This is a genomic window from Pseudomonas sp. P9_2 (genome assembly GCF_034008255.1).
GTDB lineage: Bacteria > Pseudomonadota > Gammaproteobacteria > Pseudomonadales > Pseudomonadaceae > Aquipseudomonas > Aquipseudomonas synxantha_A.
Window position 1 is genome coordinate 4,233,355 of record NZ_CP125376.1, and the last position, 24,691, is coordinate 4,258,045.

Genomic DNA, 24,691 nt, shown 5'->3' on the forward strand with positions numbered 1-24,691 from the left:
TCCTGCAAATTAAAGGGATATGGATTGCTGGCCTTTAACAATGCATGTCAAACAGGCGACACAGGCCAAAATGTGGGAGGGAGCAAGCCCCCTACCACAGATGTGACTTGGGCGATCATCACCGCAGTACTGGCAAAACTCAGCTAGGTTGAAGAGCCGCGAGCAAACACGGGAACCCTCCCACCCGACACTTGTCCCCGCTTCCCATGTCACCCCCCACCGCGCAAATCCCTTAATTTTTCAAGCCTGCCGGAAGCCTCTCCAGGCCCCCGGCTGCGCCCGTTGTTTTTCAAGGGCGCCGCGCCTAGCGGCAAAACTGAATACGGACATTCTCTTAAACCGTGACTTATCAGGCAGGTTACCCCATGCAGTTCAGCGACTTACTGGCAGCGATCTCCACCCATGCGATCCGTCTGCAAACTGAAGAAGGCGACCTGATCGTCCTGGGCGATGACGAGGCGTTGGATGACGCGCTCTGGGATCAATTGATCGCGCATAAACCCCAGTTGCTGGCCCTGGTCGCCGAGCATGGCGGTGACTGGCTGAGCCCGGCTTATCGCATCACCCCGGACATGCTGGCGCTGGTCAACCTCGACCAGCCGGCCATCGACCGCATCGTCGCGTCCATCCCCGGCGGCGCGGCGAATGTGCAAGATATCTACCCCCTGGCGCCGCTCCAGGAAGGCATGCTTTACCACCATCTTTCTGCCGCGCAGGGCGACCCCTACGTGCTGCACGCGCAGTTTGTGTTCGACAGCCGTGCACGCCTGCAAGCCTTTGCCGAGGCGCTGCAATGGGTGATTGACCGCCACGATATCCTGCGCACCTGCATGGTGTGGGAGCGCCTCGACGAGCCGCTGCAAGTGGTGTGGCGCAAGGCGCAGCTGGCGTGTGAAGAAGCGCATTTTGATGGCGGCGACCGTCTCGCTCAATTGCTCGCGCGCTATGACGCCCGTGCCTATCGCATGGACCTTGGCCAGGCGCCGCTGCTGCGTCTGGTGTTCGCCGAGGACCCGGCCAACCAGCGTGTGGTGGCGATGCTGTTGTTCCACCACACCATTCTCGATCACACCGCACTGGATGTGGTGCGCCATGAAATCCAGCTGTACTTGGCCGGTGAGCACGCGCAAGCGGGCACGCCGGTGGCGTTTCGCAGCTACATCGCCCAAGTGCGCCAGGGTGTGAGCGAACAGGCCCATGAGGCGTTCTTTCGCGACATGCTCGCCGATATCGATGAACCGACGCTGCCGTTCGGCCTGCAAGATGTGCAGGGCGATGGTCAGGGCATTGATGAAGCGCGCATTCCCGTCGATAGCGCCCTTGGTCGTCGCCTGCGCAGTGTGGCGCGGCCGTTGGGGGTGAGTGTGGCGAGCCTGATGCACCTGGCGTTGGCGCGGGTGTTGGGCGTGGTTTCCGGTCGCGAGGCGGTGGTGTTCGGCACCGTGATGCTCGGGCGCATGGGCGCAGGCGAGGGCGGTGAGCGGGCCTTGGGCATGTTCATCAACACCTTGCCGTTGCGGGTTGATGTTGGCGCGCAAAGCGTGCGCGCTGCGGTGCAAGTCACCCACGAGCGTCTTACGCGCCTGCTCGATCACGAACATGCGTCCCTGGCACTGGCCCAGCGCTGCAGCGGGGTGGCAGCACCCACACCGTTGTTCAGCGCGATCCTCAACTATCGCCATAGTGCGGCCACCGACATGGCCGCCGTGATCGAGGTTGCCGAAGGCATCCAGGTCCTGGGCGCCGAAGAGCGCACCAACTACCCGCTGACGGTCAACGTTGACGACCTGGGGCAAGACTTCGCGCTGACGGTGATGGTGGATGCGACCATCGGTGCACTGCGGGTTGCCGGCTATCTGCACACCGCGCTGCAAAGCCTGGCCGACGCCCTTGAGCAGCGACCGGACAGGCCGCTCTGCGGCCTGAACATCCTGCCCGACGCTGAACGCCACGCCCTGCTGCATACCTTGAACCACAGCCCCACGCACTACGCCGATACCGCGTTGATCCACCAGCAAGTCGAAACCCACGCCGCCGCCCAGCCTGAAGCCATTGCCGTGCGCTTTGAGCAGCAGCGTCTCACCTATCGTCAACTCAACGAGCGCGCCAACCAGGTCGCCCATGCACTGCTGGCCCAGGGCGTGGAGCCTGACAGCCGCGTGGCGATCTGCGTGGAGCGCGGCCCGCAGATGATCATCGGCCTGCTCGGTATCCTCAAGGCCGGTGCCGGCTACGTGCCGATAGACCCGGCTTACCCGCAGGAACGCATTGCCTACACCCTGGCCGACAGTCAACCGGTGGTTGTGCTGGTGCAGGCCGGCACTCGTCACCGGGTAGGCGAACTGGCGCAGCTTGACCTCGACAGCCTGGGCCAGTTGCCCATCACCGATCCACGGCTGCACCTGAGCCCGGCCAATCTGGCCTATGTGATTTACACCTCCGGCTCCACCGGCCAACCCAAGGGGGTGATGATCGAGCATCGTCAGGTGGCGCGCCTGTTCAGTGCCACTCAACACTGGTTCGGGTTCAACCCGCACGATGTATGGGCACTGTTCCACTCCTTCGCATTCGATTTTTCTGTGTGGGAAATCTGGGGCGCGCTGATGCACGGCGGCCAGTTGCTGATCGTGCCGCAACTGGTCAGCCGCTCGCCGGATGAGTGCTACACGCTGCTCTGCGAAGCCGAAGTGAGCATCCTCAACCAGACGCCGAGTGCGTTCCGCCAGTTGATCGCGGCCCAGGGCCACAGCACCCAGGCGCATTCGTTGCGGCAGGTGATCTTTGGCGGTGAGGCCCTTGAACCGGCCATGCTCAAGCCATGGTATGCGCGGGCGGTGAATGCCGGTACGCAGCTGGTAAACATGTACGGTATTACCGAAACCACCGTGCACGTGACCTATCGTGCGCTGGAGGCGGCGGATGCCCAACTGGTGGGCGTCAGCCCGATTGGCGTACGCATCCCCGACTTGCAGTTGTATGTGTTGGATGAACAACACGAGCCGTTGCCATACGGTGTGGTGGGCGAGCTGTACGTGGGCGGCTCCGGGGTGGCGCGCGGTTACCTGAACCGCGAGGCACTCAACGCCGAACGCTTCCTCGCGGACCCAGCCACCGGCCTGCGCATGTACAAGACCGGTGACCTCGGCCGCCTGCTGGCCGACGGCAGTGTCGAGTACCTGGGGCGTAACGATGACCAGGTCAAGATCCGCGGTTTCCGTATCGAGCTGGGCGAAATCCAGGCGCACCTGGCAACCGCCCACGGCGTGCGCGATGCGGTGGTGATCGCCCGTGAGGATGAGCCGGGTGACAAGCGCCTGGTGGCCTACGTGATCACCGAGGGTGAGCCCAGCGTTGCCGCCTTGCGCGATCACTTGCTGCAGAGCCTTGCCGAACATATGGTGCCCAGCGCCTTCGTGCGCCTGGAGGCGTTCCCCCTGACCACCAACGGCAAGCTCGACCGCAAAGCCTTGCCGGCACCCGATGCCGAGGCGTTGGCCCGGCGCAGTTATGCCGCGCCCCAAGGTGCGGTGGAAAACGCCATTGCGATGATCTGGCAGGACCTGCTCAAGCTCGACCGGGTGGGGCGTGACGACAACTTCTTCGAGTTGGGCGGGCATTCGCTGCTGGCGGTCAAGCTGATCGAACGCATGCGCCAGGTAGAGCTGAGTGCCGATGTACGCGTGCTGTTCGGCCAGCCGACCCTGGCAGCCCTCGCGGCGGCGGTGGGCGGGCACCATGAGGTGCAGGTCCCGGCCAATCTGATCCAGGAACACAGTGAGCACATCACGCCGGACATGCTGCCCTTGGTCAACCTGGACCAGGCCGCCATCGATCACATCCTTCAGGCCGTGCCCGGTGGCGTGGCCAACGTGCAGGATATCTACGCTCTCGCGCCGTTGCAGGCCGGTATTCTCTACCACCACCTGGCAACCAGCGAGGGCGACCCCTACGTGTTGCAGGTGCAGTTGCGCTTTAACGACCAGGGCGCGGTGGATGGCTTTATTCAGGCGCTGCACAGTGTCATCGAACGCAACGATATCCTGCGCACTGCGATTCTCTGGGAGGGCCTGGAGGAACCGGTGCAAGTGGTGTTGCGCCAGGCGCCGCTGGCCGTTGAGCGCTTGGACACCCAGGGCGCCGATGCCCTGGCGCAGTTGCAACAGCGTTTCGACCCTCGCCACTACCGCCTGGACCTGTCTCGCGCTTCGCTGATGCGCCTGGCCTACGCTGAAGAGGCGGAAGGCTTGGTCGGCATCCTGCTGCTGCACCATATCCTGCTCGACCACACGGCGCTGCAAGTGCTGGTCGAAGAAATGAGCGCCAGCCTGCACGGCAACTGCGTGCAACTGCCTGATGCGGTGCAGTACCGCAACTACGTGGCCCAGGCGCGGCTGGGCCTGAGCCAGGCGCAGCACGAAGCCTTCTTCAGCCAGATGCTCGGCGATATCGACGAGCCAACCCTAGCCTTCGGCTTGCAGGATGTGAACGGCGACGGCAGCGGCATCCATGAGGCCCATCTGCCGCTGGAACCGGCCCTCAGCCTGGCCCTGCGCGAACAGGCGCGGCAGCTGGGCGTCAGCACGGCGAGCCTGGTGCATCTGGCATGGGCCCAGGTGCTGGGCCAGGTGTCGGGCCAGCAGGACGTGGTGTTCGGGACGGTCTTGCTGGGGCGTATGCAGGGCGGCGAGGGCGCTGACCGCGCGCTGGGGATGTTCATCAATACCTTGCCGCTGCGGGTCAGCCTCGGCAGCGTCGGCGTGCAAGCCGGCGTGCGCGCCACCCATGCGCGCCTGGCGCAGTTGCTCGCGCATGAACACGCCGCGCTGTCCCTGGCCCAGCGCTGCAGCGGCGTGCCGGGTTCGTTGCCGTTGTTCAGCACCTTGCTCAACTACCGGCATAGCGCACCCGATGAAGCACCGGGGGACAACCCCTTTGCCGCGTTCGGTATCCAGATCCTCAGCTCCGAAGAGCGCAGCAACTACCCGCTGGTACTCAACGTCGATGACCTGGGCACGGGGTTTGCCCTGACGGTACAGGGTGTCGCCCACCTGGATGTGCAACGCGTGGGTGAGTACATGCTCACCGCGTTGCGCCATGTGGTGAGCGCGCTGCAACACGCGCCCACCACCGCCATGCACAAGGTGTCGATTGTGCCGCCCGCCGAGCGGCGCTTATTGCTTGAAGACTTCAATGCCAGCGCCCGGGAATACCCGTCGCAGCTCACCGTTGCGCAACTGTTCGAAGCCCAGGCACTGGCCCGGCCTGAAGCGGTCGCGGTGGTGCATGGCCTGCTGTCGCTGAGCTACCGTGACCTCAATCGCCGCGCCAATCGCCTGGCCCATCATTTGATTGGCCGTGGCGTGCGGCCAGGTGAGGCGGTGGCCCTGGCGCTGCCGCGCTCCATCGACCTGGTCGTCAGCCAGTTGGCGGTGCTCAAGTGTGCGGCGGTGTACGTACCGCTGGACGTCAACGCGCCGCTCGAACGTCGAACCTTCATGGTGCAGGACAGCGGCGCCCGCCAGGTGCTGGACAATCTTGCCGAACTGGACCTGGCCGACCTGCCGGCGGACAACCCGGGGCTGGCTCGGTCTGCGCAAGACGTGGCGTACATCATGTACACCTCCGGCTCCACCGGCCAGCCCAAGGGCGTGCTGGTGCCCCATCGCGGCATCACGCGCCTGGTCATCAATAATGGCTATGCCGACTTCAATGCCAGCGACCGCGTGGCCTTCGCCTCCAACCCGGCGTTCGATGCGAGCACCATGGATGTGTGGGGCGCATTGCTCAACGGCGGGCAAGTGCAGGTGATCGACCATGCCACCTTGCTCGACCCGTTGGCGTTCGGCGCCGAGCTTAAGGGCGCGACGGTGTTGTTCGTGACCACCGCACTGTTCAACCAGTACGTGCAATTGATCCCCGAGGCGTTGGCCGGTTTGCGCATCCTGCTGTGCGGCGGTGAGCGTGCTGATCCGGCGGCATTTCGCAGCCTGTTGGCGCGTGCGCCGGCGCTGCGCCTGGTGCATTGCTACGGGCCGACCGAAACCACCACCTACGCCACCACCCATGAAGTGCGCGAGGTCGGTACGGATACCGACAGCGTGCCGGTGGGGCGGCCCATTTCCAATACACAGATCTATGTGCTCGATGCACAGTTGCAACCAGTGCCGCTGGGCATCACCGGTGAAATCTGCATCGGCGGCGATGGCGTCGCCCTGGGCTATTTGAACCGCCCCGAGCTGACGGCTGAAAAGTTTGTGCAGGACCCCTTCAACCCGGGCGCCTTGCTGTACCGCACCGGCGACCTCGGGCGCTGGACGCAAGACGGCTTGCTCGAATGCCTGGGTCGCAACGACGACCAGGTGAAAATCCGTGGCTTTCGTATCGAGCTGGGTGAGATCGAGGCACGCCTGGCCAGCTGCCCGGGCATCCAGGATGTCGCCGTGCTGGCCAGGGAAGATATGCCGGGTGAAAAACGCCTGGTCGCCTACTTCACCTGGGCCGCGGCAGACCTGGGCATTGAGCTGGTCCACGCCCACCTGCAAGGGCAGTTGCCGGACTATATGCTGCCGTCGGCCTATATGCCGCTGGCCAGTCTGCCCCTGACCAACAATGGCAAGCTCGACCGCAAAGCCTTGCCGGCACCGGACCCGTCGGCCTTGCTCAGTCGTGGCTACGAAGCCCCGCAAGGCGAGGTGGAAACCTTGCTGGCGCAGATCTGGCAGGACGTGCTCAAGCTCGAACGCGTCGGGCGTCACGATCATTTCTTCGAGTTGGGCGGGCATTCGCTGCTTGCGGTGAGCCTGATCGAGCGCATGCGCCAAGTCGGCCTGAGCGCCGATGTGCGGGTGCTGTTCAACCAGCCGAGCCTGGCAGCGTTGGCGGCGGCGGTGGGCAGTGGTCGCGAAATCGTGGTGCCGGCCAATGGCATCCCGGCCGGTTGCACACAGATCACACCGTCCATGCTGAGCCTGGTGCAGCTTACTCCGGATGCCATCGAGCGTATCGTCGCCAGCGTGCCGGGTGGCGCGGCGAATGTGCAGGACATCTACCCGCTGGCGCCGTTGCAGGAAGGCATTCTCTACCACCATCTCAGCGCCGAACAGGGCGACCCGTACCTGCTGCAATCGCGCATGGCGTTCGACAATCTCGACCGCTTGCACGGGTTCATGGCGGCGCTGCAACAGGTGGTTGCCCGCCACGATATCCTGCGCACGGGCGTGGTCTGGGAGGGCCTGGACAGCCCGCTGCAAGTGGTGTGGCGCCAGGCGCAACTGGGGGTGCAGGAGGTTCATCTGGACCCGGCCGACGGCGGCATCATCGAGCAACTGCACGCCCGCTTCGATGCCCGGCACTATCGGCTGGACATCACCCAGGCGCCGTTGCTGCGCATGGTCTATGCCCAGGACCCGGCGCACAACCGTGTTGCGGCGATCCTGCTGTTTCACCACCTGGCGCTGGACCACACAGCCATGGAGGTGGTTGGCCAGGAAATGCGCGCCTTCATGTTCAACCAGGCCCAGGACTTGCCCGCTGCCGCGCCATTTCGCAACTATGTGGCCCAGGCGCGCCTGGGTGTCAGTGTGGCCGAGCATGAGCAGTTCTTTCGCGACATGCTCGCCGATGTGGATGAACCAACCTTGCCGTTTGGTTTGCAGGATGTGCAGGGCGATGGCCGTGCCATCGAGGAGGCCGGGCTGCCATTGGACGCCGCGCTGGCGCAGCGGGTCCGCCAGCAGGCGCGACAGCTGGGTGTGAGCGCCGCGAGCCTGATGCACCTGGCCTGGGCCCAGGTGGTGGGGCTGGTGTCGGGCCGCGATGACGTGGTGTTCGGCACGGTGCTGATGGGCCGTATGCAAGCCGGTGAAGGTGCAGACCGCGCGCTGGGGATGTTTATCAACACCTTGCCGCTGCGGGTCGATGTTGCCGCCGGGGCGTCAGCGGCGGTCAAGGCCACCCATGCACGCCTGAGCGCCTTGCTCGGGCATGAACATGCCTCGCTGGCCCTGGCTCAGCGTTGCAGCGGTGTGCCGACCAGCACGCCATTGTTCAGTGCCTTGCTCAATTACCGTCACAGCAACCCCGCCGAGATGGCCCGCGACGGCCACGGCATCTGGGAGGGCGTGCAACTGCTGGGCGGTGAGGAACGCAGCAATTACCCGTTGACCCTGAGCGTGGATGACCTGGGTGACGGCTTCGGGCTGAGCGTGCTGGCGGTGCCGCAGATCGGCGCGCAACGCCTGTGCGACTACATGCACAACGCTGTGGCGCAGTTGCTCACAGCCTTGGAGTGCACGCCGGACACGGCACTCAATCGCCTGCCGATCCTGCCCGCGGCGGAGTGTGAAACCCTGCTGCGCGAATTCAATGCCACGGCCCAGGATTTCCCCCGTGGCCACACCGTGCACGGCGCATTTGAGGTACAGGCTGAGCGCCAACCCCACGCTATTGCCGTGCAGCAGGGCGGCGAGGCGCTGACCTATCAGCAGCTCAATCAGCGTGCCAACCAACTGGCCCATCACCTGTTGGCACTCGGCGTGTGGCCGGATGACCGCGTGGCGCTGTGCTGCCGTCGTGGCCCGCAGATGCTGGTGGGGCTATTGGGCATTCTCAAGGCCGGCGCCGGCTATGTGCCGATTGACCCGGCGTATCCCGCCGAACGCATCGCTTATTTGTTGCGCGACAGCGCCCCGGTGGCAGTACTCGCTGAGGCCAGTACCCGTGACCTGCTGGGCACGGTCACGCTGCTCGACTTGCATGACCCCGTCTGGCAGCACCTGCCCGTCAACAATCCACAGTTGCCCGCACTGACGCCCGCGCACCTGGCCTACGTCATTTACACCTCAGGCTCTACCGGCCAGCCCAAAGGCGTGATGGTGGAACACCACAACGTGGAAAACCTCGTGCATTGGCACTCTGAAGCCTTTGGCCTGGCCGCTGCGAGTCACACCAGCAGTGTGGCCGGGTTTGGTTTTGACGCGATGGCCTGGGAAGTCTGGCCGGCCTTGTGCGTCGGTGCGACCCTGCACCTGCCGCCCGCCGAACTGGGCAATGAAAACATCGATGAATTGCTGGCCTGGTGGCGGGCGCAGCCGCTGGACGTGAGCTTTTTGCCCACGCCGGTAGCTGAGTACGCGTTCAGCCAACACCTGCAACACCCCACCTTGCGCATCCTGCTGATTGGCGGCGATCGCCTGCGCCAGTTCACCCAGGAACGGCGCTTTGCCGTGATCAACAACTATGGCCCCACCGAGGCCACGGTGGTTGCCACCTCCGGTCGCGTGCGGGCCGGGCAGGCGTTGCATATTGGTCGACCCATCGCCAATGCCGGCAGCTATGTGCTGGATGCGCAGTTGCGCCCGGTGCCGGTCGGTGTGGCCGGTGAGCTGTATGTAGGCGGCAGCGGTGTGGCACGGGGTTACTTGAATCGCCCGGACTTGACTGCCGAACGCTTCCTGCAAAACCCGTTCAGCCCGGGGCGCATGTACCGCACCGGCGACCTGGTGCGCTGGCTGCCCGACGGCAATCTGGAGTACCTGGGCCGCAATGATGACCAGGTCAAACTGCGTGGCGTGCGGGTTGAGCTGGGCGAAATCGAAAGCCGCCTGGCCGCCCTGGACGGCATTCGCGAAGCGGTGGTGCTGGTGCGCGAAGGCCGGCTGCTGGCCTGGTTCACCGAGCAACGCGCACTCCCCATCGAGACCTTGCGCGCGCAATTGCAGGCCCAGCTTCCCGATGCGCTGGTGCCGGTCGCCTACATGCGCCTCGATGTGTTGCCCCTGACCGCCAACGGCAAGCTGGACCGCAAGGCACTGCCCGATCCCGATCAGGCCGCCGTGCTCAGCCGCGAGTACCAGGCCCCCCAGGGCGAGGTCGAAACCACCCTGGCGCGTATCTGGGCCGAGGTGCTGCAAGTGGAGCAGGTGGGCCGCCATGACCACTTCTTCGAACTGGGCGGCCATTCATTGCTGGCCGTCAGCCTGATCGAGCGTATGCGCCAGGTTGGCCTCAGCGCCGACGTGCGCGTGCTGTTCAGCCAGCCCACCCTGGCCGCGCTGGCCGCTGCTGTTGGCAGTGGTCGCGAGGTGCAAGTGCCGGCCAACCGGATCAGTGCCGAGTGCCAACGTATCACCCCCGACATGCTGGCGCTGGTGACCCTCGACCAGTGCGCGATTGATCAGGTAGTCGCCCAGGTGCCAGGCGGCGCCGCCAACGTGCAGGACATCTACCCGCTGGCGCCGCTGCAGGAAGGCATTTTCTACCACTACCTCACGGCCGCGCAGGGCGACCCGTACCTGCTGCAATCGCACCTGGCGTTTGACAGTGTCGAGCGTCTGCAAGCTTTCGCGCAGGCGCTGCAACAGGTGATCGACCGCCATGACATTCTGCGCACCGGGGTGGTGTGGGAGGGGCTGGCGCAACCGTTGCAAGTGGTGTGGCGCAAGGCGGCGTTGAGCGTTCAGGAGCTGCATTTGCACGGCGACGTGCTTGCCGGCCTGCATGAGCGTTTCGATGCGCGGCATCATCGCCTGGATATCAGCCAGGCGCCGTTGATCCGCCTGATGTATGCCCAGGACCCGGCCAACCAACGCGTGGTGGCGGTGTTGCTCTACCACCATATCGCCCTGGACCATACCGCGTTCGACGTGGTGCTGCGGGAAATGCAGGGTTACCTGCTCGGCCACGCCGCGCCAACCACCGCGCCGATGCCGTATCGCAACTATGTGGCCCAGGCGCGCCTGGGTGTCAGCGAGCAGGAGCACGAAGCCTTCTTCCGCCAAATGCTCGGCGATGTGGATGAACCGACGCTGCCATTCGGTTGGCAGGATGTACGTGGCGACGGCAGTGCGATTGAAGAACATACCCTGCAACTGGACAACCACCTGAACCGGCGCCTGCGCAGCCAGGCGCGGCTGTTGGGCGTCAGCGGCGCCAGCCTGTTTCATCTGGCCTGGGCACAGGTGCTGGCCGCGGTATCGGCGCGCCACACGGTGGTATTCGGTACCGTGCTGGTGGGCCGCCTGCAAGGTGGCGAGGGTGCTGACCGGGCCCTGGGCGTGTTTATCAATACCTTGCCGCTGCGCCTGGACATCAATGACCAGGGCGCCCGCGCCGCCGTGCGGGCTACCCATGCGCGACTCACGCAATTGCTTGGCCATGAACACGCCTCGCTGGCCCTGGCTCAACGTTGCAGCGGCGTGGCGGCACCGGCGCCGTTGTTCAGTTCGATGCTCAACTATCGCCATCGCGGCGCCGCCACCCGTTCGGCGGATGCGCACTTGGCGTGGGAGGGTATGCAGACCCTGGTCAATGACGGGCGCACCAATTACCCGTTGACCCTGAACGTGGATGACCTGGGTGATGGTTACGCGTTCACGGCCTTGGCCCAGGTGGATGCGCAACGGCTCTGCGGTTATATGCACAACGCCTTGTCCGCGCTGGTCGAGGTCCTTGAGCAGGCACCCCGGCAGGCGATCAATCGCCTGTCGATCCTGGGACCAGAAGAGCGGCAACAGCTGCTGGTGCGGTTCAACGCCACCGAGGTCAACTACAACCTCGACCAGACCCTGCACGGGATGTTCGAGGCCCAGGTTCTGCGCACGCCGCACGCCGTGGCGGTAAAGGCGGGCGAACAGCAACTGAGTTACCAACAGCTCAATGAGCACGCCAACCGCCTGGCCCATCACCTGCGTGAAAGGGGCGTGCAGCCGGACTCACGGGTTGGCATTTGCCTGGAGCGTGGCCTGGACATGGTGATCGGCCTGTTCGCCATCCTCAAGGCCGGTGGCGGTTATGTGCCGCTGGACCCGGCCTACCCGCAAGAACGCATCGCCTACATGCTGCAAGACAGCGCGCCGGTGGTGGTTCTGGCCCAAGCCGCCACTCGTGCCTTGCTGGGCGACGTGACCGTGATCGACCTCGACCACTGCACCTGGCACCAGCAGCCTTGCGTCAACCCGCAGGTCGCGGGCCTCACTGCCCGGCACACGGCCTACGTGATCTACACCTCCGGTTCCACCGGCCAGCCCAAGGGCGTGATCAATGAACACGCCGGGGTGGTCAACCGTCTGTTATGGATGCAGGACGCCTATGGCCTCAAGGCCCATGACGCGGTCTTGCAGAAAACCCCGTTCAGCTTCGACGTGTCGGTGTGGGAGTTCTTCTGGCCGCTGTTTACCGGCGCACGCCTGGTGATGGCGCGCCCGGGTGGGCACAAAGACCCTGAGTACCTGTGCGAAGTAATCGAGGCAGAAAACATCACCACTCTGCACTTTGTGCCGTCGATGCTTGACGTGTTCCTGGCCCATGGCGATGTGAGCCAGGCGGCCGGGTTGGTGCGCGTGATGTGCAGCGGCGAGGCGCTGCCGGGCAGCCTGGTGCGTCGGTTCAAGCAGCAGTTGCCGGGCATTGGTTTGTACAACTTGTATGGCCCCACGGAAGCGGCGGTGGACGTGACCGCCTGGAACTGCGCCCGCCCGGACGTGCCGGACAACACCCCCATCGGCAAGCCGATTGCCAACACGCGCATGTACGTGCTGGACGGGCAGTTGCAGCCGGTGCCCCTGGGCGTGGTCGGTGAGCTGTTCATCGCTGGCGTGCAAGTGGCGCGGGGTTATCTGAACCGTGCGCAGTTGACCGCCGAGCGCTTCCTCGATGACCCTTTTGCGCCTGGCCGGATGTACCGCACCGGTGACGTCGGGCGCTACTTGCCGGACGGCAATATCGAATACCTGGGGCGCAACGATGACCAGGTGAAAATCCGTGGCCTGCGCATCGAGCTGGGGGAAATCCAGGCGCGGCTGATCGAGCATCCGGCGGTCAACGACGCGGTGGTGGTGGTTCGTGATGAGCGCCTGGTCGCCTATTACACTGGCCTGCCAAGTGACATCGACGGCCTGCGCGCCCAGTTGTTGCAGCACCTGCCGGACTTTATGGTGCCCGCGCTGTTCGTGCACCTGCCCGTCATGCCCCTGAGCCCCAACGGCAAGCTCGACCGCAAAGCGTTACCCGCACCGGGTATGGACGCACTGAGCGTGCGTGAGTACGAAGCACCCCAAGGCGATACCGAAATCCTGCTGGCCCGGTTGTGGTCCGAGCTGCTCAAGGTGGAGCGGGTAGGCCGGCATGACAATTTCTTTGAACTGGGCGGGCACTCGCTGCTCGCTGTGAGCTTGATCGGGCGCCTGCGCCAGGAAGGCATGGAAGCCGATGTGCGGGCGTTGTTCGAACAACCGACCCTGGCCGGCTACGCCGCAATGACCGAACGAATGGAGATCGTCCTGTGAACATCCTCGAGCTGCTGGCAACCCTGAAAACCAAGGACGTGCAACTGGCGCTCAAGGGCGAACAGTTGTCGGTGAACGGCAACCGGCAAGCCTTGAGCGACCCGGCAATATTGGCCGCCTTGCGCGAGCACAAACCGGCGCTGATCGAGCTGATCAAGGCCGGTGAGTACTCGGCTGCCAAGGTTGGCGAAGTGGTCGTACCGGCCAATGGCATTCCCGCCAATGCCGAGCGCATCACCCCCGACATGCTGACCCTCTCGACCCTGAGCCAGGACGAGATCGAGCGCATTATCGCTACCGTTCAGGGCGGTGTGGCGAATATCCAGGACATCTATCCGTTGGCGCCATTGCAGGAAGGCATTCTGTTTCACCATGCCAGCGCCGAGCAGGGCGACCCCTACGTGATGCAGTCGCAGTTCGCGTTTGACAGCCTGGAGCGCTTCGAGGCGTTTGCCCAGGCGCTGCAAAGCGTGATGGACCGCCACGACATTTTACGCACCGGGGTGGTCTGGGATGGCCTGGCGCAACCTTCGCAAGTGGTGTGGCGCCAGGCGCGCCTGCCGGTGCAAGCCTTGATGCTCGACCCGGCCGACGGCGATATCGCCGCACAACTGCATGACTTGTTCGATGCCCGTCATTATCGCCTCGACGTGACCCAGGCACCGTTGTTGCGCCTGGTACATGCTGAAGACCCGACCCACCAGCGCATCGTCGCTACCTTGCTGTTCCACCATATGGCGATGGATCACAGCGCCCTGGAAGTGGTATGCCATGAAATGCAGGCGTGTCTGTTGGGGCAGGGCGCGGCCCTCGGCCAGGCCGTACCGTTTCGCAACTACGTGGCACAGGCGCGGCTGGGCATCAGCGAGCAGGAGCATGAAAGTTTCTTCCGGCAGATGCTCGGCGATATCGTCGAGCCGACCTTGCCGTTCGGGCTGCAGGATGTGCAGGGCGATGCTCGCGCCATTGCCGAGGTCAGCCTGCCATTGGCGCCGCAGCTGGCGCAGCGTATACGCGTGCAGGCCCGGCAACTGGGGGTGAGCGCCGCCAGCCTGTTCCATCTGGGCTGGGCCCAGGTACTGGCGGTGTTGGCCGGCAAGGCGCAGGTGGTGTTCGGCACCGTGTTGATGGGGCGTATGCAAGGCAGCCATGCGACTGACCGCGCCTTGGGGATCTTCATCAACACCTTGCCGTTTCGTGTGGATATCGACGCCCAGGATGTACGCAGCGGGGTCAAGGCCACCCACGCACGTTTGACCACGCTGCTGCGCCATGAGCACGCGGCCCTGGCATTGGCCCAGCGTTGCAGCGGCGTGATCGCCCCGACGCCGCTGTTCAGTGCGCTGCTCAATTACCGTCACAGCGCTCCCGCCGCCAGTGCCGAGGCAGTGTCGGCCTGGCACGGCATTACCGCACTGCGCGCCGAGGAACGCACCAACTACCCGTTGACCCTGAGTGTGGACGACCTGGGCGAAGGCTTCGGCCTGAGTTTGCTGGCCAGCACCCAGGTCGACCCCCACCGCGTCTGCGCCTACCTGCACACCGCGCTGGAAAACCTGGTCACCGCGCTGGAGCAGGCGCCGCACACTGCGCTTGACCAACTTTCGGTAGTGCCCGCCGCCGAACAGCGCCTGCTGTTGCAACAGTTCAACGCCACCCAGGCAGTGTTCCCGCAAGGCACCACTTTGCACGGGCGTATCGAAGCCCAGGCTGCGCTCACGCCGGACGCCATCGCCGCCGTGCACGAAGGGCGGCAACTGACCTACGCCGAACTCAACCAGCAAGCCAACCTGCTGGCCCATCATCTGCTGGCGCTGGGGGTTCGGCCCGATGATCGCGTGGCCATTGTGGCGCGGCGTGGGCTCGACACCTTGGCCGGGCTGCTGGCGATCCTCAAGGCGGGGGCCGGTTATGTGCCGGTAGACCCGTCCCACCCGGCCGAGCGTTTGAGCTACTTGCTCAGCGACAGCGCCCCGGTGGCGGTGCTCACCCAACACGCGTTGCTGGCTCGTTTGCCCGAGATCGAGGTGCCGGTGATCAACCTCGATCGCTTCACCTGGCAGCATCACTCGGCGAGCAACCCCAAGGTCGCTGTCGGCCCGACGAACCTCGCGTATGTGATCTACACCTCGGGTTCTACCGGCTTGCCCAAAGGTGTGATGGTGGAGCACCACACCGTCGCCAACCTGGTGGACTGGCATTGCAGCGCTTTTGACCTGCGCGCCGGGCGGCATACCGCCAGTGTTGCCGGTTTCGGCTTTGATGCGATGGCCTGGGAAGTCTGGCCGGCGCTGTGTGTGGGCGCCACCCTGCACCTGCCGCCGGCCCATGACGGTGCTGAAGATATCGACGCGCTGCTGGCCTGGTGGTGCGCACAGCCTTTGGACGTAAGCTTCCTGCCCACGCCGGTGGCCGAGTACGCGTTCAGCCAGACTATCGAGCACCCGACATTGCGCACCCTGCTGGTCGGCGGCGATCGCCTGCGCCAGTTCGGCCGGGCGCAGCGCTTTGAATTGATCAACAACTATGGCCCCACCGAAGCCACGGTGGTCGCCACGTCGGGCAAGGTCGAGGCGGGCCAGCCGTTGCATATCGGCAAGCCCATCGCCAATGCCACCGTCTACGTGCTCGACGAACACCAGCGCCCGGTGCCGCTAGGGGTGGCGGGGGAGTTGTACGTGGGCGGCAAGGGCGTGGCGCGAGGTTACCTGAACCGCCCGGAACTGACCGCCGAGCGCTTCCTGCGCGACCCATTCAACCCCGGGCGCATGTACCGCACCGGCGACCTGGTGCGCTGGTTGCCCGATGGCACGCTCGACTACCTGGGGCGCAACGATGACCAGGTCAAAATCCGTGGCGTGCGCATCGAACTGGGCGAAATCGAAACCCGGCTCAACCAATTGCCTGGCATCCTGGAAGCGGTGGTGCTGGTGCGTGAAGATCGGCTGGTGGCCTACTTCACCGAAAACCCGCAACTTGACGCGCTGACGGTAGGCGAAATCCGCGCTCACCTGGTGGCGCAGTTGCCGGACTACATGGTCCCGGTCGCCTTCATGAAGCTCGACGCGCTGCCGCTGACCACCAATGGCAAGCTCGACCGCAAGGCGCTACCGGCACCGGACATGGCCGCAGTGTTTACCCGCGAATACGCAGCGCCCCAGGGCGAGATCGAAACCGTGCTGGCGCAGATCTGGGCCGAGGTGTTGCAAGTGGAACGGGTCGGGCGGCGTGACCATTTCTTTGAGTTGGGCGGGCACTCGCTGCTGGCGATGCGCATGGTCTCCCAGGTCCGCCAGCGGCTGGGGGTCGAGTTGGCGTTGGGCGACCTGTTCGCCAACGCCGAACTGGCAGCGGTCGCCGAACTGCTGGCCCAGGCCGGGCGCAGCACCTTGCCGGATATCCTGCCGGCCAATCGTGATGAAGAGATGCCGCTGTCGTTTGCCCAGCAGCGCCTGTGGTTCCTGGCGCTGATGGAGGGCGCCAACACCGCCTACAACATTCCTATCGGCCTGCGTTTGCGCGGGCAGTTGCATGTGCAGGCACTGCAACGGGCGCTGGCGCGGATCGTGGCGCGGCATGAAACCCTGCGCAGCCGCTTTGCCCAACACGGCGACCAGGCCCAGGTGCTGATCGTGCCGGCCGAGGAGGTGTTACCGCTGCAGGTGCAAGACTTGCGTTGCCACGCGCAACCGCAACAGGCGCTGGACGCGCTGATCCACGGCGAAGCCTCGGCGCCCTTCGACCTGGAGCGTGGCCCGTTGCTGCGCGGCCGCCTGGTGGTGATGGCCGACGATCACCATGTGCTGCTGCTGACCCTGCACCACATCGTCTCCGATGGCTGGTCCATGGGCGTGCTGACCCGTGAACTGATGGCGCTGTACCAAGCCTTCAGCCACGGCCAATCCGACCCGTTGCCGCCCTTGCCGATCCAGTACGCCGACTTTGCCGTGTGGCAACGCCTGTGGCTGAGCGGTGAAGTGTTGCACCGCCAAAGCACCTATTGGCAGCAGACCCTGGCCGGCGCGCCGGCGTTGCTGACCCTGCCCACCGACCGCCCGCGCCCGACGCAGCAGGACTACGCCGGCAGCAGCGTCGAAGTGCGCCTGGACGAACGCCTTACTGCCGGGCTCAAGGCCTTGAGCCAGCGCCATGGCACCACCCTGTACATGACCTTGATGAGCGCCTGGGCTTCGTTGCTGGCGCGCTTGTCCGGGCAGCCGGAGCTGGTGATCGGCACGCCGGTGGCCAACCGCACGCGCACCGAGGTGGAAGGGCTGATCGGTTTGTTCGTCAACACCCTGGCGCTGCGCATCGACACCTCAGGCGAGTTGAGCACCGAGGCCCTGCTGGCTCGGGTCAAGGCGCTGACATTGGCGGCCCAGGCCCATCAGGATTTGCCGTTCGAACAGGTGGTGGAAATCACCCGGCCGCCGCGCAGCCTGGCCCATAGCCCGCTGTTCCAGACCCTGCTGAGCTGGCAGGACAGCAGCGCGCCGACCCTGGCGTTGGGCGACCTGGCCCTGGAAGGCATTGTCGAAAACAGTCACTTCGCCAAGTTCGACCTGTCGCTGAACCTGGGGGAAGTGCAGGGCAGTATTCTCGGCGCGCTGGAATATGCCGTGGCGCTGTTCGATGAATCGACGATACGGCGTTACCTCGGCTACTTCACCCGCGTGTTGCAGGCCATGGTCGCTAACGACCAGGCGGTGCTTGCGCATGTGCCGCTGGTGGATGAGCGTGAGCGCAAGCAGTTGCTGGTGGATTTCAACGCTACCACTGTGGACTACCCGCTCGACCAGACCCTGCACGGGATGTTCGAAGCGCAGGTACTGCGCACGCCGCAGGCCGTGGCGGTAAAGGCCGGCGAGCAGCAACTGACCTACGCCGAACTGAACGCTCGCGCCAACCAACTGGCCCACCACCTGCAAGCCCTCGGCGTGCAGCCGCAGGCGCGGGTGGCGATCTGCGTGGAGCGTGGCCTGGACATGGTCATTGGCCTGTACGCGATCCTCAAGGCCGGCGCCGCCTATGTGCCGCTGGACCCGGCGTACCCGCTGGAGCGTATCGCCTACATGCTGCACGACAGCGCGCCAGCGGTGGTGCTGGCCCAGGGCAGCACCCTCGGGCTGCTGGGCGAGGTGCCGGTGGTCGATCTGGACCAGCCCACCTGGCAGCACCAGCCCATCACCAACCCAGCGGTGGCCGGGGTGGCCGCCTATGTGATCTACACCTCCGGCTCCACCGGCCAGCCCAAAGGCGTGATCAACGAACACCCCGGGGTGGTGAACCGCCTGCTGTGGATGCAGGACGAATACCGGCTCACGGGAGGCGATACGGTGTTGCAGAAAACCCCGTTCAGTTTCGATGTGTCGGTGTGGGAATTCTTCTGGCCGCTGTCCACCGGCGCACGCCTGGTGATGGCGCGCCCGGATGGGCATAAAGACCCTGAGTACCTGTGCCAGGTGATCGCAGCCGAAGGGGTCACGACCTTGCACTTCGTGCCGTCGATGCTCGATGTCTTCCTCGCCCACGGTGACGTCAGCCAAGCGGGCGGGCTGGTGCGGGTGATGTGCAGCGGCGAAGCCTTGCCGGGCAGCCTGGTACGCCGCTTCAAGCAACAGTTGCCGGGCAGCCAGTTGCATAATCTCTATGGGCCCACCGAAGCGGCGGTGGATGTCACTGCCTGGCACTGCGCAGACTTTGACGTGCCCGACAACACCCCCATCGGCAAGCCGATCGCCAACACGCGCATGTACGTGCTGGACCGGCAGTTGCAGCCTGTGCCGTTGGGCGTGGTGGGCGAATTGTTTATCGCTGGGGTGCAAGTCGCACGGGGTTACCTCAACCGTGCCGAACTGACCGCCGAGCGTTTCCTCGATGACCCGTTTGCCCCTGGGCGCATGTACCGCACCGGTGACGTCGGGCGCTACTTGCCGGATGGCAACATCGAGTACCTGGGGCGCAATGATGACCAGGTCAAGATCCGTGGCCTGCGCATCGAGCTGGGCGAAATCCAGGCACGCCTGACCGAGCATCCGGCGGTGCAGGAAGCCGCCGTGATTGCCCGCGAGCAGCGCCTGATCGCTTACTACACCGGCGTGCCGAGCGAAACTGAAAGCCTGCGCGCCCATTTGCTCCTGCACCTGCCGGAGTTCATGGTGCCGGCCAGCTTCGTGCACCTGGATGCGCTGCCGCTGAGCCCCAATGGCAAACTCGACCGCAAGGCATTGCCGGCACCGGGCCTTGAGGCGTTGGTGGTGCGCGAGTACGAGGCGCCGCTGGGCGACACGGAAATCACCTTGGCCGCGCTGTGGGCCGAGTTGCTCAACGTGGAACGCGTGGGCCGGCACGACAACTTCTTCGAACTGGGCGGCCACTCGTTGCTGGCGGTCAGCCTGATCGGGCGTATGCGCGGCCTGGGCTTGTCGGCGGACGTGAAAGTGCTGTTTGGTCAACCGACCTTGGCTGCCCTGGCGGCAGCTTTGGGCGGCGGGCGTGAAGTGGCGGTGCCGGCCAATGGCATTGCGGCCGATTGTGTGCGCATCACGCCAGACATGCTGGCGCTGGTCAGCCTGGATCAAGCGGCCATCGAGCGCATCGTCGCCAGCATCCCCGGCGGTGCGGTGAATGTGCAGGATATCTACCCGCTGGCGCCGTTGCAGGCCGGCATCCTGTATCAGCATCGCGCTGTGCAAGGTGATGACGCCTATGTGTTACAGGCGCAGTTTGCCTTTGACAGTCGCGCACGCCTGGAGGCCTTCGCCAGCGCATTGCAGGCGGTGATCCAGCGTCATGACATCCTGCGTTCATCCTTGCATTGGGATGGCCTGGAAGAACCGGTGCAGGTGGTGTGGCGCCACGCCCGGCTAAGCGTTGAGAGCGGGCCGCTGCCGCCACGCCTGGACCTTGGCCAGGCGCCACTGATGCGGCTGGTGTACGCCGAGCAATCGCAACGGGTGGTCGCGACGTTGCTGTTTCATCACCTGGTGATGGACCACGTTGCCCTGGATATCCTGCAGCACGAGATGCAGGCGTTTCTGCTGGGCACTCAGGACACGCTGGCCGCGCCCGTGCCGTATCGCAACTACGTGGCCCAGACCCGTTTGGGCGCTGAGGATCACGAGACGTTTTTCCGCGAGATGCTCGGTGAGGTCGACGAACCCACCGAGGTGCCCAATCTGGGGGCCGTGGAAAACGTACGCGTGGGTCTCGACCTGTCGTTGAGCCGACGCCTGCGCAGCCAGGCCCGCCAGGCGGGGGTCAGTGCGGCCAGCGTGATGCATTTGGCCTGGGCCCACATCCTGGGCAAGGTGTGCGCCCGCGAGCAGGTGGTATTCGGTACGGTGATGCTCGGCCGCCTGCAAGGCGGCGAAGGCGCCGAGCGGGCCATGGGCGTATTTATCAATACCTTGCCGCTGCGGGTCGACCTGGGGGAGCACTCAGTGCTGACGGCACTGCGTACCACCCATGGGCGCCTGACTCAGTTGCTCAGTCATGAACATGCGCCGCTGGCGTTGGCCCAGCGTTGCAGTGGTGTGCCGGTGGCGACGCCGTTGTTCAGCGTATTGTTCAACTATCGTCACAGCGCACCCCAGGCCGGTGGCGTGGCCGAGGCGTGGCAGGGGATCGAGTTGTTCAAGGCCGAGGAGCACACGCACTACGGCGTGGCGGTCAGCGTGGATGACCTCGGTGAAGGGTTCAGCCTGACCGTCATGGGGCAGGGCGCCCGGCGCTTGTGCGACTACCTGGAAATCGCGCTGGCGCAGGTGGTGCAGGCCCTGGAAGGTCATCGCGATATCGCCATCAACCGCTTGCCGATCCTGCCTCAAAGCGAACGCCAACAGGTGCTTGAGCACTTCAACGCCACCTCCCGTACATTCGCGCGTGAGCACACGGTGCAGCGCCTGTTCGAAGCCCAGGCCATGGCGCGTCCCGACGCGGTGGCGCTGGTGCACAACGAGCGGCGGGTGAGCTACGGCGAACTCAATACTCGCGCCAACCGCTTGGCCCATCACCTGCTCGGCCTGGGTGTGCGCCCTGGGGATCACCTGGCGATCCTGCTGCCGCGTTCGCTGGAGTTGCTGGTCAGCCAATTGGCCATCCTCAAATGCGCCGCCGCGTATGTGCCGTTGGACGTGAATGCACCGGCTGAACGCCAGGGGTTCATGCTGCAAGACTGTGGCGCGGCCTGGTTGCTGACCCGCAGCGATTGCGTCATGGAGAGCGGGGTGCGTCGCCTGGACCTGGACACGCTTGGTCTCGCCCCGCAACCGAGCCACAACCCGGACCTGTCGCAACCCTCGGACAGCGTGGCGTACATCATGTACACCTCCGGCTCCACCGGCCAGCCCAAGGGCGTGCTGGTGCCCCATCGCGGCATTACGCGCCTGGTGCTCAACAACGGCTATGCCGATTTCAATGCCGCCGACCGCGTGGCCTTTGCGTCGAACCCAGCGTTCGATGCAAGCACCATGGACGTGTGGGGGCCACTGCTCAATGGCGGCCAGGTGCAGGTGATTGACCACGCCACCTTGCTCGATCCGAGCGCTTTCGCCCAGGCGTTGCAGGGCGTGACGGTGCTGTTTGTCACCACCGCGCTGTTCAACCAATACGTGCAGTTGATTCCCCAGGCACTGGCTGGCTTGCGCATCCTTTTGTGCGGCGGGGAGCGGGCCGATCCGGCGGCGTTCCGCACGCTGTTGGCGCAGGCACCCGCGTTGCGCCTGGTGCATTGCTATGGGCCGACCGAAACCACCACTTACGCCACCACCTGCGAAGTGCACACGATTGCCGATGATGCCGACAGCGTGCCGGTGGGGCGGCCGATCTCCAACACCCAAGTGTATGTGCTCGATGCGCAGCAGCAGCCGGTACCGCTGGGTATCGTCGGTGAAATCTGCATTGGCGGCGATGGCGTCGCCTTGGGCTATTTGAATCGCCCCGAGCTGACGGCTGAAAAGTTTGTGCAGGACCCGTTCAACCCAGGCGCCTTGCTTTACCGTACGGGCGATCTCGGGCGCTGGACGGCCGACGGTCTGCTGGAGTGCATCGGGCGTAATGACGACCAGGTGAAGATTCGAGGTTTTCGTGTTGAGCTGGGTGAAATCCAGGCGCGACTGGCGACGTTCGCAGGCATCCAGGATGCCGTGGTGCTGGCCCGTGAAGAGGTTCCGGGGCACAAGCGCCTGGTGGCCTATTTCACCTGGGCGGGCGAACCCGTTGCTGTCGAGTCGGTGCGGGCTTACCTGCACGCGCACTTGCCCGAGTACATGGTGCCGTCTGCCTACGTCGCGCTGGAGCAATTGCCGTTGACCGCCAACGGCAAGATCGACCGTAACGCCTTGCCGGTGCCTGCCTGGGACGCCTCGACCAGCCGCACGTTCGAAACGCCGGCCGACGCCCTGGAGCAGACGTTGGCGCAACGCTGGGCCGAGGTGTTGAAACTCGAACAAGTGGGGCGGCATGACAGCTTCTTTGAACTGGGCGGGCATTCGTTGTTGGCGATTCGCCTGGTCAACCTGCTGGACGAGGCCGGTTTGCCGGTGTCGTTGGCCGAGCTGTTCCAACATGCCAGCGTGGCCGGCGTCGCGGCGATGCTGCGTCAGCGCGGGGATGATGTACTGCCCGACACCCGCGTGATTACCGTGCGCAGCAGCGGGGCGCAGGCACCGCTGTTTCTGGTGCATGAGTTCAGCGGCATGGACGTGTATTTCCCGGCGCTGGGCCAGCATCTGCCGGGTGATTATCCGATCTACGGCCTGCCGGGGCTGGCGCTGGGCGAGGCCCACCTGAACAGCATGGAAGGCCTGGCGGCGCGCATGGTCGGGCTGATCCGCGAGATTCAGCCCCACGGTCCCTATCGGGTAGCGGGCTGGTCTTTTGGTGGGGTGCTGGCCTATGAAATCGCCATGCAACTGCTGGGGCTGGATGAAAGCGTGGCCTTCCTCGGTTTGATCGACAGCTATGTGCCGCGCCTGACTGACCAGGGCAAAGCGCGCTGGAGCGGGCCGGATGCATTCAAGCGGCATTTGTTGCTGCAATGCACGGCTTATTGGAAAGCACAGGGAGGTGTAAATGAGCTGGCAAGCCTTGAACAACTGGAGGCGCGGATTGGACAGCTGGACTTTGCGGATCTGCTGCAACGCTGTCGCGATCAAGGTTTGCTATACGCGCAAATGGCGGAGGCGTCGGACGCAGACCTGTTGAGTTTTCTTCAGCGCGAAGTCGGGCACGGGCACGCCCTGGCCCACTACAGCCTGTTCCCGCTGCCGATTCCGGTGCACTTGTTCAGCGCCGAGCAGCGTCCCACCGAACTGTCGCAACGCAGTATGGCGTTGGGCTGGGACACGGCTTTGGCGCCCGGGCAACTGCGCCAGGTGCACGTGCCTGGGGATCACCAGAGCATGATGCAGGCGCCGCATATCCAGGGCCTGGGCCGGGCGATGACCGAGGCGCTGGCGACGAGTACGCCGGTGAGTTGCGCGGCCCATCAGCCGTTGTTGCGCATCCAGACTGGGCGCGCCGGCTATGCCCCGGTGTTCTGCGTGCCGGGAGCAGGTGACAGCGTGACCGGTTTCGTGGGCTTGAGCGACGCGCTGGGACGTGATTGGCCGCTGTATGGCCTGCAGCCCCGTGGGTTGGATGGCGAGGCGGTGCCTCATAGCCAGGTGGAAGCGGCGGCGCGGTGTTATCTCACGGCGTTGGAGCAGGAGTGCCCGGACGGGCCGGTGCATCTGGTCGGGCATTCGTTTGGCGGCTGGGTCGCGCTGGAAATGGCCCTGCGCTTGCAGGCGATGGGGCGCGAGGTGGGCTCTTTGACAGTGATCGACAGTGAGGCGCCGGGGCGTGATGGCAAGCCCTATACCTCGACGGCGGCGCTGTTGCGATTGATCGAGGCGATGCAGTTGGCGGCTGGGAAGTCGCTGGGGATTGATCCGGTGGACTTCGCCGGGCGCGATGAGGTGGCGCAGCGACAGTGGCTGCATATGGGGATGATCGGCGTTGGCTTACTGCCGGCGCGTGCTGCCGTGGATGCAATGGATGGGCCTGCGCGTACTTATGCGGCGGCGTTGCGCACGGTTTATCGGCCGCAGGCGCGGTATGACGGGGTGGTGCGCCTGGTGCTGGCGCAGGATCCGGCCTTGGATGCGGCGGGGAACCAGCGTGAGCAGGGGTTGATGGTTGAGGGGTGGCGGGGGCAGGGGAGTGGGTTGGAGGTTTGGTATGGCGGGGGTAATCACTTCACCTTGCTCAAGGTGCCGAATGTTTCGGGTTTGGCCAAGTGGTGGTTGGAAGGGGTTGGGGTTGGGGAGGTGGTGTCTTGATGCTTGTACACCGATCCAAATGGGGGCTTGCTTCCGATTGCGGTCTGTCGGAGTACATATCCATTTCTTTGGTAACGGCCACTT

Annotated in this window: 2 protein-coding genes; both read left to right on the forward strand. The window is 64.9% G+C overall.

Features of this window, described 5'->3' with window-relative positions:
* The first annotated feature begins 365 nt into the window (after positions 1–365).
* A complete protein-coding gene (locus QMK52_RS19095) occupies positions 366–13,283 on the forward strand; it encodes a non-ribosomal peptide synthetase (protein ID WP_320403250.1) in 12,918 nt (4,305 codons plus the stop codon).
* Complete coding sequence (locus QMK52_RS19100; protein WP_320403251.1) at positions 13,280–24,607, forward strand: non-ribosomal peptide synthetase; 11,328 nt, start codon at positions 13,280–13,282, stop codon at positions 24,605–24,607. Before QMK52_RS19095 ends, QMK52_RS19100 begins: the two co-directional genes overlap by 4 nt.
* Positions 24,608–24,691: the final 84 nt, after the last annotated feature.